The following is a 14,851-nucleotide window of genomic DNA, read 5'->3' as shown; positions in this document are numbered from 1 at the left end:
TCATGATTAGAAAAATCGTGTCAATAGCAGTCCTCTTACTGGTTCTTATTTTCAGTGTTAGTTTTAATGGTAAAAGTGCAAAATTGACTACCATTCAAAAAGAAACGATTGAAATTAATACCGATATTCCGGTATACAATTTTAATGAGTTGGAACCCTTACTTTATATTCACAATAATAAAACTGTTATTGTAAATTTTTGGGCTATGTGGTGTGCGCCTTGCGTTAAAGAATTACCTTATTTACAGGCTTATGCTAATAATAACCCAGACGTTGAATTATTATTAGTGAGTCTTGATTTTCCAAAAGATATTGAAACGAAACTGAAACCATTTTTAAAGAAAAATAATATTAAGGCAAAGGTTGTTTTGTTGGACGATCCAGATGCTAATGCTTGGATAGATAAAATTGACCCAAATTGGTCTGGTGCGCTTCCCTTTTCAATTATTTTTAATAGTAAGAAAAGAACGTTTCATGAACGTACTTTTGAAAGTCTTGATGATCTTGCGCTTGAAGTAAATAATTCTATAAACAAATAAAAATTAATTAAGTAAAAATGAAAAAAACAAATGCGATTCTTGCAGTTATCCTTTTTTTAAGTTGTTCGCTAGTTAGTATAAATAGTTTTGGGCAAGAACGTCAAGGACCACCTCCGGGTGAAAGAAAAGGGCCGCCAAGAGGTGGTAGTCCAGAACAAACAAAAACTTTGGAAGAAATGGGAGGTTATAAAATTGGAGATGTGGCTACGGATTTTACGCTTAAAAATGTTGATGGAAGTATGTTTTCATTAGCAAATATTAAAAATGCCAAAGGTTATATTGTTGTTTTTACTTGTAATGAATGTCCTTTTGCAAAAATGTATGAAGACCGATTAATTGAGCTACATAAAGCATATGCGCCTAAAGGGTATTCTGTGGTGGCAATAAATCCAAATAGTCCTGAAAATGAAAGTGAAGGTTATGTAGCCATGCAGAATAGAGCTAAAGAAAAAGGTTTTCCTTTTGTGTATTTAGTAGATGAAGGACAAAAGATTTATCCACAGTATGGTGCTGTAAGAACACCTCACGTGTTTTTATTAGATAAAGAAAGAAAGGTTCAATACATAGGCACAATTGATGATAATGCAAAATCAGCAGACGATGTAAAAGTAAAATATCTTGAAGATGCTATTAAGGCATTAGAAAAAGGAGAACAACCAAGTCCGAATATTACTAAGGCAATTGGTTGCCCTGTAAAGGTTAGTAGAGCTTAAAAAGATTAGGAACCTATAACGATAAAATAAAAACTCCAAAGTTAATGGCTTTGGAGTTTTTTTATGCTTTTCATTTTAGAATTAAAATAATTTGAAGTGGTAGTAGGTTTTAGTTGAGGTTTATAGTTTTTAAGATTGATACAACACTTCTAGTTTTGTAATCGGAAGTCTGTTGGCGTTATTCCAACATGTTTTTTAAAAAACCTTGAAAAACTGCTTTTTGAGTCGAAACCAAGTAAAAATGCTATTTCCTTGGTTGTTATTTCGCCTCTTGTAAGCCTGCGTTTAGCTTCTGTAATTTGGCGTTGTTGGATTATTTGTTTGGCTGTTAATTTCAGTTTCTCTTTTAAAATTTGGTTTAGTCGTTTACTGCTTATTCCAATTTCATTTGCGTAAAAAGCGGTGTGGGTTTCTTTTAAAAAAGTGGATTCCATTAATTCTAAAAACTGAAAAACGCGTTTTTGATTTAAATCTTGTTTTAAAAAACTATTATTTTGAAAACGAATTAAATGTAATATTAAAACTTTAAGTAACGTTTTAAGCATGATGTAGGATGCAGAGTCATTGTTATATTCCTCTTTCAGAAGTCTTATAAGATTTCGTATAAGACTAACTTGCACTAATATATTTATTTGAAATTTTGGATATTTATTGAAGAGCGACATTACATCCAATGCATATTCAATATCATCTTCATCAATAAGATCTCTTTCAAAATTTATTAAAACGCCATCATTTTCATTGAATACTTCACTGCTAAAATTTTCATTTAAGGGCTTAAAATGTACTATTAGGGAGTTCTTTGAATTGAATTCAAAATAAATTCCCATAGAGTTATCTGAAAGTATTTTGGTATTGTTTTTAAAGTTTTGAACAATTTGAATTTTATCATTCCAATTTGCTTTCTCCATTCAAAATAAAAGTGTTTTTCAAATATAAGAAGAAAATTTTCAAAATTAGTTTTTGGATAACTTTTGAAAGAGGTATAGAATTGTGGCTCCAATTAAAAATGCTAATAAGGCACCTATTCCATAAACTGCAGTGTAATTATTAGAAATATATTCGATAAAAGTTGATAAAAACTGACCACCAAAAACAGCCATAGAGAATAAACCTAGATTTTTTCCTTGATTTTGTATGGTACTTGCCTCAATCATCATATGATTTAAAAGAGGAATTGTGAATCCAAAACCTATGCCGATAAAAACAGCAGCCATAATTAAAAATGGCACATTAGCAGTTATTGCTAAAACCAAATATCCAAGCATAAAAAACATAAATCCCATACTTACTGTTTTTCCATCTCCAAATACCTTCACCATTTTTGGCATTTGGCTAGCTGTAATAATGGCTATTAAAGAAATGAAAGCTAGATAATAACCTATGCTAGAGGTGCTTAAGCCAAATGATTCGGGTAAGTATAAAGGTAAAGTAACAAAGCCTATAAAGAATAACATCATGGCTAGTAAGGAAGCGTAAAAAATAACTTCAACCTTTTTGTTATTTGGCTTTTCTGTTTTTAAAGTTGCTTCTGGACCTTTTTTAATAGATGTCGAGTTTGGCAAGGTTTTCAAAACTAAAATCAAGCATACTAAGGCAATTAAATAAATACTGAATGGTAGTTGCCAGCTCATTTGGCCTAAAATACCTCCAATAGCTAGAAAAACAACACCGCCAAGTTCAATGGACATGCCTTGCCATGCAATCATTTTCATTCTTTTTTCGCCTGTAAAATATTCGGCTATATAAGTTGTGGCAGATACTTGAATGGCAACGGTAGCGGCACCTAGCAGCAACCTATCTAATATCAATAAATAGTTGTTAGATATGAAAGCTCCAATAACTCCTAATATGGCATATGGAATCAGTCCGAGAATTAATAATTTTAAACTACCTAGCCTATTAACTAAGTTACCAATCAATGGCGCAAATATCACAACACCTAAGGAAGGAATGGTTATTAGCCAACTTGGCGAAAATGCAAAATTTAAATGTTTAACAATTCCAGATAGGGAAGGAGCTATAGCTGTTCCTACCATAATAGTTAAAGAGCTTACAAGAAGTAGCGTGAAAATTCCAGATTTTGATATATCGTTCATGTTGCAAAAATCAAACTAATCTTTCGTAAATAATTTACTTGTTTTCTAAATAGGTATACAAAAATGGAAATTGTTTAATAGTTGCTACTTTTATGTAATTAAGCAGATGATATATGTGATTTTTTGATGCTGATTAGTTTTTATTATTAGAAATGATTGTAAACATAAAGCGTATATGGTCAACCAAAACAGGTGTTTTTTGTACTTAATAATTTAATAGTTTTTTTCTGTATTTTTTATAAGAAAAAAACTATGTAAATGTTTTTTCTGACTTAGAAATTAATTAATTTAGTTGAATATTGCTTTTATGAAAGACGATCTGGTTGTTACCATTATTATTAGTTTTTTGTTTTTGTCGGTAGGCTTTTTGTTATTGCATTTTGAACAAATAACCTACGGAGTTTCTTTTTTTGTGCTTTTACCTTTTATAATCGGATTCATTACAGGGAATAGTGCTATTAAAAAAATTAGTTTATGGGGGCATACTATTGCATTAATTATCTTTTTTGTTTTGTTAATCTTAGGAGGTTTAGAGGGTGTGATTTGTATTCTTATGGCTATGCCATTAATAATTGTGGCCATAGCCCTAGGCATGCTATTTAAATATTATTTTAAAAAGAATAAGATAGACCACCAACGAAAGAATATGGCTAAAAGTTCTGTTCTGCCTTTTTTGATATTTGTTTTTTTTGCTTACGCTGAAAAAATATTAACCAAAGAAGGTAAGGATATTATAGAAATAAAATCTGAAATCATTTTGCCTTATAGTGCAACTCAAGTTTACGATAAAATTAAGCAGGTGGACACACTCGATGCTGAAAAGCCATTTTTAATGAAACTTGATTTGCCAGTGCCTCAACGCTGTGTGTTAGAAGAAGAAAAAGTAGGAGCATTAAGAGTTTGTTATTTTGATGGAGGTAAAATAGTTGAACGAATTACAGAAATTGAAAGAGGAAAATTTTTAAATATGGAGGTTATCGATTATCAGGTAACAGGAAGAAAATGGCTCGGATTTAAAAGTGCGTCTTATGAGTTTGAGAATTTAGTGGGAGGGAAGTTTAGTAAAATGACCAGAACCACAACCTACACCTCCAAGCTTAAACCTCGATTTTATTGGAGGTTAGCAGAAAAGATTGGAATAAAACAAGAACACGAATATGTATTTAGGAATTTAAGAAAGGATTTAGAAAATTCCTTTTAGAATGAAATGGGCAAAGTTCATGAATCGCCATAACATTTAAAGGCTTTATTATTTTTTTATGAAAAGATTGAATTGGTTTATTCTAGTTTATATAAATTAAAAAAGCCTTTGAATAATTTCAAAGGCTTTTAAATTGATAATATTTAATGATATTACATCATTCCTGGCATACCGCCACCCATTGGAGGCATAGCAGGAGCATCTTCTTTAATGTCAATTAAAGCACATTCGGTAGTTAAAATCATACCTGCAACAGAAGCTGCATTTTCTAAAGCTATACGTGTAACTTTTTTAGGATCTATAATACCAGCTTCTAACATGTCAACATAAGTTTCAGACTTCGCATCATAACCAAATGATCCTTTGCCTTCCATTACTTTAGAAACTACAACGCTACCTTCACCTCCTGCATTTTCAACAATAGTTCTTAAAGGAGCTTCAATAGCACGTGCAACAATTTGAATACCTGTAACTTCATCAAGGTTTTCAGTAGTTATTTTTTCTAAAACCGATTTTGCTCTTACTAAAGCAACACCACCACCAGCAACAATACCTTCTTCAACGGCAGCTCTTGTAGCATGTAATGCGTCATCAACACGATCTTTCTTTTCTTTCATTTCTACTTCAGAAGCTGCACCTACATAAAGAACAGCAACACCACCAGCTAATTTAGCTAAGCGCTCTTGTAGTTTTTCTTTATCGTAATCGCTTGTAGTAGTTTCAATTTGTGCTTTAATTTGGTTTACGCGTGCTTTAATAGTATCAGCTTCACCTGAACCGTTTACAATTGTAGTATTGTCTTTATCAACAGTTACCGTTTCAGCGGTACCTAACATGCTTAAATCGGCATTTTCTAAAGTGAAACCTCTTTCTTCAGAAATTACAGTTCCACCAGTTAAAATAGCGATATCCTCTAACATAGCTTTACGTCTGTCACCAAATCCTGGAGCTTTTACAGCAGCGATTTTAAGTCCACCACGCAATTTATTTACTACTAAAGTAGCTAATGCTTGACCGTCAACATCTTCAGCAATGATTAATAATGGACGTCCAGATTGTGCAACTGGTTCTAATATTGGAAGAATTTCTTGTAAGTTAGAAATCTTTTTATCGAATAATAAAATGTAAGGATTGTCTAAATCAACAATCATCTTATCAGTATCTGTTACGAAGTAAGGTGATAAATAACCACGGTCGAATTGCATACCTTCAACAACATCAACATAGGTATCCATTCCTTTAGCTTCTTCAACAGTTATAACACCTTCTTTGCCAACTTTACTGAATGCTTTAGAGATTAAATCTCCAATAGTTTCATCATTGTTAGCAGAGATAGAAGCCACTTGTTTGATCATTTCAGAAGAGTTACCAACTTTTTTTGATTGGTTTTCTAAGTCTTTAGTAATAGCCTCAACAGCTTTATCTATACCGCGTTTTAAATCCATAGGATTCGCGCCAGCGGCTACGTTTTTTAAACCTTCTTTTACGATAGCTTGAGCTAAAACGGTAGCAGTAGTAGTACCATCTCCCGCCAAATCGTTGGTTTTAGAAGCAACTTCTTTAACCATTTGTGCTCCCATATTTTCTAGAGCGTCTTTTAATTCAATTTCTTTCGCTACAGATACACCGTCTTTAGTTACTTGTGGTGCTCCGAAAGATTTACCAATAATAACATTACGACCTTTAGGTCCTAAAGTTACTTTTACTGCATTTGCTAATGCATCAACACCACGTTTTAAACCGTCGCGTGCTTCAATATCAAATTTTATGTCTTTTGCCATAATTAAAAATTTTAATTTAAAATTTTAAACCTTCAATTTATTTATCTCAAATTCCATTATTGGAACTGTTAGATGTTTATGAAAGTTATTGGAATTTGTTTTTTAGTTTTTTTGGAATTTGAAATTAAATAATTGCAAGAATGTCGCTTTCACGCATAATTAAATAATCTTTACCTTCAAGTTTTAATTCTGTTCCAGCATATTTACCATATAAAACAGTGTCGCCAATTTTTACCGTAATAGGCTCGTCTTTGGTGCCTGTACCGGCAGCAATTACAGTGCCTTTTTGTGGTTTTTCTTTAGCGTTATCTGGAATAATTAATCCTGAAGCTGTTTTAGTTTCAGCGGGTGCAGGTTCGATAAGAACGCGATCTGCTAATGGTTTAATGTTTAATGCCATTTTAAATATATTTTAAGTTTAAAAATTAATGTTAACGGATAGCTACTATTCTAAAAGTGTGCCAATGGTTGTAAACTGACAAACTTACAGCAACAAAAAATGCCAACTTGAAAAAGTTGGCATTTTTTGTATTATAATCGCATAAATTATTCTGCAGGAGCAGTGTCGTTTGCTGGTTGTGTTGGATTAGGTAATGGCTTAGAAGTTGTTGCATCTAAATCTAAAGCTTTAGAATCTAAACTATCGCCACCTCTATTAATAGCTACATTAGATAATAATATTAAAGCTAAAAGTAAAGTTGCTAAAGTCCAAGTGCTTTTATCTAAAAAGTCGGTTGTCTTTTTTACACCACCAAGTTGTTGTGAACCACCACCACCAAATGATGATGATAATCCGCCGCCTTTAGGGTTTTGAACCATGATTACCACAATAAGTAAAAAGGCAACTATAACTATTAAGGCTAAAAATATTGTAAACGTACTCATTATTTCTTATTATTTTGTTCTTGTAATTGTTCTAATGCTTTAATTTGGTTTGCAAAGAAACTACTTTTTTCTGGATATTTCAAACTTAAAATTTTATAAGATTGAATTGCCTTTTTATAGTTTTTTTGTTCCATGTAAATTCTGGCCAAAGTCTCTGTCATTAAGGCTTCGGGTTGTATCATTTGTGCTTCGGCAATATTAACTTTTGAAGCCGAAACTGTAATTGGATTTATTTTTGGATTTTCGGAAATGAATTTTTCTATAAGTTCAAACTTCTTATTTTTATCAAGGTTAGAAACAGATTCTGTATTCTGTTCGGTGACTGTTTCTTGTAATTCTTCCTGTTTTTTTACTGTTTCAACTTTGTTTTCCGCACGATCAATAGGTGTGAGTCTTGTAAGTTTTAGCCACTCATTAAACGAATGTGTTTCACGTTTATTAAATTCTAGTGGTTTTCCTAATTCAAGTACATCTGTTGATGGTGCTTCTGGAATTGATGCTTCTTCAACGTCAGGTTGTATGTGCTCTGGTGTCTCAATTTCAACTTTAGAATCTTCTTTAGTTGTAAATAATGTGGGGTCTAAAACACCCGACGTTTCTGTGATTTGTTGTTTTAAATATTCGTCAATGAGTACACGTTTGTTAACCGAAATATCTTCAAATTCAATTTCAATATCTTTTAAATGTTCCGTGTTTTGTTTAATGAATTCTGAAATTTCATTTTGAACAAAGACGTCCGATGTAATAAAATCGAATAAAATACTTCTGTCAGTGGTGTAAGCCGCTGTGGTTTTAAGTTCCTGATTGTATTTAAAGCTGTTTTCGTTTTTTAAACCCTTAAGATATATAGCCCGTGCCGATTGAAAATATGGGAATTCATCTACAATAGATTTTACTGCCTCAGTAAATCGATGTGTAATGTTTTCTGGGTTTTGAAGAATATATGTAAAATCAGTTTGATTCATTGGCTAAGCCAAATTTAATTATTTTTTTATTTTCAAGTCAATAGACTTAAATACAATGTTTGAAAATGGCAATTGATAATTACCATTTTGCCAATGTTGCATTGAATATGTCTTGTGTTAATCGTTCAAAAATTTCTTCGTGAGCTGTAATTTTTACACTTCCTATTAATTGAGAGGTGCCGTCATAATCGTAAAAGAATGAAAAGTTTTGTTCTAAATCATCGTCCTCTTTTTTTCTATTAAAAAATCGAACTCTTACGCTTATGGTTAATCTGTTTTGTGCAGCTGTATTTTCAGAAGTTGCAGTTGTTGGAGATATGCGATATTCGCTAATTTCACCTTCATAAACAATATCGCCATTAGAAGTAACTAAATTTAAATTAGTTTGGTTTTGTATTAAGTCTTCTAAAGCAATTTTAAAGGCGTTTTCTAACCCAGGCTCTACTAAAAGGGCGTTGTTTTCAAAACGATTTACTTGAAATGTTTTTACATTGGCAGGTATTGAAGCTCCTGTAAACGAGTAGAAACCACAACTTGTAAAAAAGAAGCTGAAAGTTAAAAGGAAAAAGTAAATGATGTGTTTTTTCATATTTCTTAAGTCACTTGAAATGGGCCTTGTGTGACATTCGTTTTTAAACGTTTGTTTTTATAATTTGTTGCAGTTTTATGCCAAAAACCTGAAATGAAAAAGGCAACTCGATTAAAGATCGTATTGTTTAATTTTTCTATATAAGGTTCGTTCGCTAATACCTAATTCGGCAGCTGCTAATTTACGTTTTCCGCTGTGACGTTCTAACGATTTTTTAATTAATTCTAATTCCTTGTCTTGTAAAGAAAGTGTTTCTTCCTCTTCAATTTCTTCAGCAAAATGATATTTATCTAAAACCGAATCATTTTTCTCAAGAGTTGCTGTGTGTTCTGTAATAGAAAGAACTTCACTGTTTTCTATAGGGTCTTCTTCATAATCGGCATCATCTTCGTCAATATTACCATAGATTTTTTGAATTAAACTTTCGTTGTTTTTTTCAACATCTTTGGTGTTGCCAGTTTTCATTAACTCTAGTGTAAGCTTCTTTAAATCGTTTAAATCTGCTTTCATGTCGAACAATACTTTGTATAATATTTCACGTTCGCTGCTAAAGTCGGTGTCCGATTTTGTGTGTTTTATAACAGCAGGTAAATTGGCACCCACCGTTGGTAAATAACTTTTTAAAGTTTCGGCAGAAATAGTTCTGTTTTGTTCTAAAACGGATAATTGCTCTGCAATATTCCGTAACTGACGAATATTACCACTCCAACGGTGTTTTTCTAGGAGCTGAACCGCAGCATCGGTTAATTTGATGGTTGGCATTTTGTATTTTAATGCAAAATCGCTCGCAAACTTTCGGAATAATAAGTGGATATCCTCATGACGATCGCGTAAAGGTGGTAAATGAATATCAACAGTACTTAGCCTATAATATAAGTCTTCTCTAAATTTTTCTTTTTCAATAGCTTCAAACATGTTTACGTTTGTGGCAGCCACAATTCGTACATTTGTTTTTTGCACTTTACTAGATCCTACTTTTAAAAACTCACCATTTTCTAAAACACGAAGTAAACGTACTTGGGTTGTTAAGGGTAATTCACCAACTTCATCTAAAAAAATAGTACCGCCATCGGCTACTTCAAAATAGCCTTCACGGGTTTGTGTTGCACCTGTAAAAGCACCTTTTTCATGCCCAAAAAGTTCACTGTCAATGGTGCCTTCTGGAATGGCACCACAGTTTACAGCAATATATTTATTATGTTTTCTGTGCGAAAGTTGATGTATTATTTTAGGAATACTTTCTTTACCAACACCACTTTCACCTGTAACTAATACCGAAATATCGGTGGGAGCAACCTGTATAGCTTTTTCAATGGCACGATTTAGCGCTGGTGTATTACCAATAATACCAAAACGTTGTTTTATAGCTTGAATTGATTCCATTTTTTATATTTTGTCTGGTCGAGCGGAGTGGGGCGTGTTTAAAGACTTTCCACTCCGCTTAAGAAGACTTTTTTATTTTTTAATTATTAATTGAATACCCAATCGCTTCTCCAATTAAAGTAGCACTTGTACAATCGTTAACCTGTACGTTTACAAAATCACCTATTTTATAATCGCCCTTAGGGAACACTGTTACTAGATTTTGTGGAGTACGACCAGACCAGTGCGTATCTGATTTTTTAGACTCTTTTTCAATAAGTACTTCTACAACTGTGTTTAGATTTTGTCTGGTTCTAAAACCGCTGTGTTGTTGTTGAAGTTCTACCATTTCTGCAAGTCTACGTTTTTTAGTAGCCTCGGGTACATCATCTTCCATTTTCCGTTCTGCCAATGTTCCTGGGCGTTCTGAATAAGTGAACATATATCCAAAGTCATATTTAACGTATTCCATTAATGAAATAGTATCTTGAAAATCTTCTTCCGTTTCCGTTGGAAAACCAACAATCATATCTTGACTGATAGCGCAGTTTGGTATAATACGTTTTATATTGTCAATCAACGTCATGTATTCTTCGCGGGTGTGTAATCGGTTCATTTCCTTTAAAATACGATCGCTGCCACTTTGAACAGGCAAATGAATATGATTACAAATATTTTGATGTTTTGCCATAGTTTCAACAACATCCATGGTTAAATCTTGCGGATTTGATGTTGAAAAACGAATACGCATTTTAGGTTGCGCCTTAGCACATAGGTCCAATAAACTAGAAAAGTTTACAGATGTTGCTTTTTGTAAATCTGTAGCTTTATCAAAATCCTTTTTTAATCCACCACCGTACCATAAGTAACTATCTACATTTTGGCCTAAAAGCGTTACTTCTTTAAAACCACGATTCCATAAATCGTTGATTTCTTCTAAGATACTTTGTGGTTCTCTGCTGCGCTCACGTCCACGGGTAAAAGGTACCACGCAAAATGTACACATGTTATCGCAACCACGCGTAATGGATACAAAAGCAGTAACACCGTTAGTGTTTAAACGTACGGGAGAAATATCGCCATAAGTTTCATCTTTAGATAGGATAACGTTTATGGCATCTCTACCTTCATCTACTTCAGAAAGTAAGTTTGGTAAATCTTTATAAGCATCTGGACCAACTACTAAGTCTACAATTTTTTCTTCTTCAAGAAATTTAGTTTTTAGTCGTTCTGCCATACAGCCTAAAACCCCTACTTTCATTTTTGGGTTATGGTCGCGTTTTACGGCATTATATTTTTCTAATCGTTTTCGTACAGTTTGTTCTGCTTTATCACGTATAGAGCAGGTGTTTACCAAGACTAAATCTGCTTCTTCAAGTTTTTGAGTGGTGTTAAATCCTTGGTCAGCCAAAATTGAAGCTACAATTTCACTGTCGCTAAAATTCATGGCGCACCCGTAACTTTCAATAAAAAGTTTACGTTTGTTATTTTCCTTTTGTTCAAGAACTAAGGCTTCTCCTTGTTTATTTTCGTCAATTATTTTTTCCATAGTCTGCTAGAAACTCACATCTTTTCAATAAGCATGCAAAGATACAACTTATTTATGGTTTGTGACAAAGTGTCATATTTAAAAATTTATTAAATTTTGATTGTACACAAGAAAGGGTTTATTTAAAAAAAAATAAATTTAACTTCCAATTGAGATTTTCTGGACTATTTATTATAGTTAATCTATCGAATTGTTTATTAAAGTTCGGTTTTAGAAATACAACTCAATACCATGCCTTTTATGGTGTGTCTTTATTTAATACGTATTAACCAACGTTGTATATACGTTTGATTGACCCTGAAATATTTAAAAACATGAGTTATGGGAAGGGCTTAGTTTGTTTTAAATGATGAGTTCTGATTTTTCATTGTGTTGCTTTGGGGGATATGTTATAAAATCATTCTCATATTTATATATAGTATTTACAATAAAATTGTTGATTTTAATGATGAAAAAATAAGTAAGGATTTAGGATGTCTTAATAAATAGATTGTAAAATAAAGTATTAATAATGGTGCTGTTTGTTTTAAAATGTGGCTTTTTTTATTTAAAAAGATTACAGATAATCCCTAAAATTAGTCAGATAAACTTTTTTTCATATACATTTGTAGCTTCAAAAATTGAAGTATGGCGAAGAATTTAGTAATTGTAGAGTCACCTGCAAAGGCAAAAACTATCGAAAAATTTTTAGGAAAAGATTTTAAGGTAGAGTCTAGCTTTGGGCATATCGCAGACTTGCCTTCAAAGGAGTTGGGGGTGAATGTTGAAGGTGATTTCAAACCAAAATATGAAGTATCAAAAGATAAAAAGGCAGTTGTAAAAAAACTAAAAGATTTAGCTAAGGGAGCGGATGTAGTTTGGTTGGCAAGTGATGAGGATCGAGAGGGTGAAGCCATTGCTTGGCATTTAGCTGAAACCTTAAAATTAGATAAAAACAAAACGAAACGAATTGTTTTTCATGAGATTACCAAAGCAGCAATTCAAAAGGCCATTGAAAACCCGCGTGGTATAGATTACGATTTGGTTGATGCGCAACAAGCTCGTCGTGTATTAGATAGAATAGTTGGTTATGAATTGTCGCCTGTTCTATGGCGAAAAGTAAAAGGAGGCTTGTCCGCTGGTCGAGTACAATCCGTTTCTGTTCGCTTGATAGTAGAAAGAGAACGCGAAATACAGGAATTTAATGCCGAAGCATCTTATAGAATTGATGCTGAATTTTCGAATGAAGAAGGGCAAACGTTTAAAGCAAAATTGCCTAAAACGTTTTCAACCAAAGAAGAGGCGCAGAAATTTTTAGAACTAAATGCAACAGCTAGTTTTAAAGTTTCTGACTTAGAGAAAAAACCAGCTAAAAAATCACCTGCAGCACCGTTTACTACATCAACTCTACAACAAGAAGCATCTCGAAAACTTTATTTTTCAGTAAGTAAAACCATGACTATGGCTCAACGCCTTTATGAAGCTGGTTTAATTACATACATGAGAACTGATAGTGTTAATTTATCTGATGAAGCGCGTAAAGGGGCGCAAGCTGAAATAGAAAGTGCCTACGGATCAAAGTATAGTAAACCAAGAAATTATACAGGTAAAGCCAAAGGTGCCCAAGAAGCGCATGAGGCCATACGTCCTACAGATTTTGCAACACATTCTGTAGATATTGATAGAGACCAAGCGCGTTTATATGATTTAATTTGGAAACGAGCCATCGCATCGCAAATGAGTGAAGCAGAGTTGGAACGTACAAATGTAAAAATAAGCGCATCTACGCATCAGGAAACTTTCTCTGCAAACGGAGAAGTGATAACTTTTGATGGTTTCCTTAAAGTGTATTTAGAAAGTACCGATGATGAGGATGTAGAGCAAGAAGGTATGTTGCCTGCTATGAAGGTAAATGAAAAGCTGCTTAATAATTATATTACGGCTACAGAACGTTACACTAGAGCGCCTTACAGATATACCGAAGCATCTTTAGTTAAACAACTAGAGGAATTAGGAATCGGTCGTCCGTCCACTTATGCACCTACTATTTCAACAATTCAAAATAGAAATTATGTTGAAAAAGGAACGATTGATGGCGTAGAACGTAATTACACACAGCTTACTTTAAAAAAGGGGGTTGTAAAAGATAAGTTACTTACCGAAAAAGTAGGTTCCGATAAAGGTAAATTAGTGCCTACAGATATTGGAATGATTGTAACAGACTTCTTGGTGAACCATTTCGAGAATATCTTAGATTATAACTTTACGGCAAAAGTTGAAGAAGATTTTGATAATATTGCTGAAGGTAAAGTAAATTGGATAAAACTAATGAAAGAGTTTTATCATGATTTCCATCCGCAAGTAGAAAATGTTCAGGAAAACGCCGAAAGAGAGTCAGGTGAACGTATTTTAGGAACCGATCCAAAAACAGGTAAACAAGTACTTGTTCGTTTAGGTAAATTTGGCCCAATGGTACAAATTGGATCGCCTGATGATGAAGAAAAACCTCAATTTGCGAGCTTAACACCAGACCAGCAACTAAACACGATTACCTACGAAGAGGCCATGGATTTATTTCAGCTTCCTAAGAGTTTAGGTACTTACAAAGGAGAAGAGGTAGAGGTTAATAACGGTCGTTTTGGACCGTATGTTAAGTTTGGAGACACCTTTGTGTCTCTTCCTAAAGGAGTAGATCCACTAAGCGTAGAGTTAGATGATGCTGTTATTTTAATAAAAGAAAAGGAAGCGGCAGATGCGCCAATTTATATCTATAAAAAATTACCCGTTCAAAAAGGAAAAGGACGTTTTGGACCATTTATTAAATGGAACAATATGTTTATTAACGTAAATAGCAAGTATGATTGGGATAATTTATCAGATTCTGATATTGTTGAATTGATTGAAACAAAAATTCAAAAAGAAATTGATAAAGTTATCCATAATTGGGAAGCTGAAGGTATTCGTGTTGAAAAAGCTCGTTGGGGCCGACATAACGTGATTAAAGGTAAAGTGAAAGTGGAGTTGGATAAATCGGTTGATGTTTCCAAAATGACTCTAGATGAGGCAAAAGCATTAATAGAAGTTAAGACTCCAAAAAAGAAAACTCCAACTAAGAAAGCGTCCGTTAAGAAAAAAACGGCTACTAAGAAAAAATAGTTATTTAATAAAAGTCAAGTTTACCTGCTTTAA

13 protein-coding genes are annotated in these 14,851 nt (G+C 33.0%); 4 read left to right on the top strand and 9 right to left on the bottom strand.

Features of this window, described 5'->3' with window-relative positions:
* The first annotated feature begins 2 nt into the window (after window positions 1-2).
* The gene (locus ABYI63_RS00125) at window positions 3-539 is read left to right on the top strand and encodes a redoxin domain-containing protein (RefSeq protein ID WP_372752138.1); all 537 of its coding nucleotides are present in this window, start codon (window positions 3-5) and stop codon (window positions 537-539) included.
* Window positions 540-556: 17 nt separating this feature from the next.
* Window positions 557-1,252 carry a thioredoxin family protein gene (locus ABYI63_RS00120; RefSeq protein ID WP_372752136.1) on the top strand — a complete coding sequence of 232 codons (696 nt, stop codon included), beginning with the start codon at window positions 557-559 and terminating at the stop codon, window positions 1,250-1,252.
* Window positions 1,253-1,401: 149 nt separating this feature from the next.
* Here ABYI63_RS00120 and ABYI63_RS00115 read toward each other — a convergent pair whose 3' ends face one another.
* Complete coding sequence (locus ABYI63_RS00115) at window positions 1,402-2,163, bottom strand: helix-turn-helix domain-containing protein (RefSeq protein ID WP_372752134.1); 762 nt, start codon at window positions 2,161-2,163, stop codon at window positions 1,402-1,404.
* A 45-nt stretch (window positions 2,164-2,208) separates the two neighbouring features.
* Window positions 2,209-3,351, bottom strand: a complete 1,143-nt coding sequence (locus ABYI63_RS00110; protein WP_372752132.1) for an MFS transporter — start codon at window positions 3,349-3,351, stop codon at window positions 2,209-2,211.
* A gap of 307 nt (window positions 3,352-3,658) precedes the next feature.
* On the opposite strand from ABYI63_RS00110, the gene ABYI63_RS00105 reads away from it, so the two are divergent.
* Window positions 3,659-4,552, top strand: a complete 894-nt coding sequence (locus tag ABYI63_RS00105; RefSeq protein ID WP_372752130.1) for a hypothetical protein — start codon at window positions 3,659-3,661, stop codon at window positions 4,550-4,552.
* Between the two features lie 152 nt (window positions 4,553-4,704).
* Here ABYI63_RS00105 and groL read toward each other — a convergent pair whose 3' ends face one another.
* From groL to miaB, 7 genes are all read right to left on the bottom strand, one after another.
* Complete coding sequence (groL, locus tag ABYI63_RS00100; RefSeq protein ID WP_372752128.1) at window positions 4,705-6,333, bottom strand: chaperonin GroEL; 1,629 nt, start codon at window positions 6,331-6,333, stop codon at window positions 4,705-4,707.
* 124 nt (window positions 6,334-6,457) lie between these two features.
* A complete protein-coding gene (groES, locus tag ABYI63_RS00095) occupies window positions 6,458-6,733 on the bottom strand; it encodes a co-chaperone GroES (protein WP_372752126.1) in 276 nt (91 codons plus the stop codon).
* A 146-nt stretch (window positions 6,734-6,879) separates the two neighbouring features.
* Entirely contained in the window at window positions 6,880-7,218 is a 339-nt protein-coding gene (gene secG / locus ABYI63_RS00090) for a preprotein translocase subunit SecG (protein ID WP_372752124.1), read from the bottom strand.
* A complete protein-coding gene (locus ABYI63_RS00085) occupies window positions 7,218-8,183 on the bottom strand; it encodes a hypothetical protein (protein WP_372752122.1) in 966 nt (321 codons plus the stop codon). Before ABYI63_RS00085 ends, secG begins: the two co-directional genes overlap by 1 nt.
* Before the next feature lie 79 nt (window positions 8,184-8,262).
* The gene (locus ABYI63_RS00080) at window positions 8,263-8,772 is read right to left on the bottom strand and encodes an LptE family protein (RefSeq protein ID WP_372752120.1); all 510 of its coding nucleotides are present in this window, start codon (window positions 8,770-8,772) and stop codon (window positions 8,263-8,265) included.
* A gap of 111 nt (window positions 8,773-8,883) precedes the next feature.
* Window positions 8,884-10,155, bottom strand: a complete 1,272-nt coding sequence (locus ABYI63_RS00075; RefSeq protein ID WP_372752118.1) for a sigma-54 interaction domain-containing protein — start codon at window positions 10,153-10,155, stop codon at window positions 8,884-8,886.
* Window positions 10,156-10,234: 79 nt separating this feature from the next.
* Window positions 10,235-11,683 carry a tRNA (N6-isopentenyl adenosine(37)-C2)-methylthiotransferase MiaB gene (gene miaB / locus ABYI63_RS00070; protein ID WP_372752116.1) on the bottom strand — a complete coding sequence of 483 codons (1,449 nt, stop codon included), beginning with the start codon at window positions 11,681-11,683 and terminating at the stop codon, window positions 10,235-10,237.
* Window positions 11,684-12,310: 627 nt separating this feature from the next.
* On the opposite strand from miaB, the gene topA reads away from it, so the two are divergent.
* Window positions 12,311-14,818, top strand: coding sequence for a type I DNA topoisomerase (gene topA, locus ABYI63_RS00065; protein ID WP_372752114.1), 2,508 nt, complete (start codon window positions 12,311-12,313; stop codon window positions 14,816-14,818).
* The last annotated feature ends 33 nt before the right edge of the window (window positions 14,819-14,851 follow it).

Source organism: Mariniflexile sp. (genome assembly GCF_041583155.1).
Taxonomy (GTDB): domain Bacteria; phylum Bacteroidota; class Bacteroidia; order Flavobacteriales; family Flavobacteriaceae; genus Mariniflexile.
Note: the sequence above shows the minus strand (reverse complement) of the source record. Positions and strands in the feature narration are given on the sequence as shown.

Coding starts and splice junctions, on each gene's coding strand:
- secG (WP_372752124.1), bottom strand. CDS start 7,218: ATGAGTACGTTTACAATATTTTTAGCCTTAATAGTTATAGTTGCCTTT.
- ABYI63_RS00105 (WP_372752130.1), top strand. CDS start 3,659: ATGAAAGACGATCTGGTTGTTACCATTATTATTAGTTTTTTGTTTTTG.
- groL (WP_372752128.1), bottom strand. CDS start 6,333: ATGGCAAAAGACATAAAATTTGATATTGAAGCACGCGACGGTTTAAAA.
- topA (WP_372752114.1), top strand. CDS start 12,311: ATGGCGAAGAATTTAGTAATTGTAGAGTCACCTGCAAAGGCAAAAACT.
- ABYI63_RS00115 (WP_372752134.1), bottom strand. CDS start 2,163: ATGGAGAAAGCAAATTGGAATGATAAAATTCAAATTGTTCAAAACTTT.
- ABYI63_RS00075 (WP_372752118.1), bottom strand. CDS start 10,155: ATGGAATCAATTCAAGCTATAAAACAACGTTTTGGTATTATTGGTAAT.
- ABYI63_RS00080 (WP_372752120.1), bottom strand. CDS start 8,772: ATGAAAAAACACATCATTTACTTTTTCCTTTTAACTTTCAGCTTCTTT.
- miaB (WP_372752116.1), bottom strand. CDS start 11,683: ATGGAAAAAATAATTGACGAAAATAAACAAGGAGAAGCCTTAGTTCTT.
- ABYI63_RS00125 (WP_372752138.1), top strand. CDS start 3: ATGATTAGAAAAATCGTGTCAATAGCAGTCCTCTTACTGGTTCTTATT.
- ABYI63_RS00120 (WP_372752136.1), top strand. CDS start 557: ATGAAAAAAACAAATGCGATTCTTGCAGTTATCCTTTTTTTAAGTTGT.
- ABYI63_RS00085 (WP_372752122.1), bottom strand. CDS start 8,183: ATGAATCAAACTGATTTTACATATATTCTTCAAAACCCAGAAAACATT.
- ABYI63_RS00110 (WP_372752132.1), bottom strand. CDS start 3,351: ATGAACGATATATCAAAATCTGGAATTTTCACGCTACTTCTTGTAAGC.
- groES (WP_372752126.1), bottom strand. CDS start 6,733: ATGGCATTAAACATTAAACCATTAGCAGATCGCGTTCTTATCGAACCT.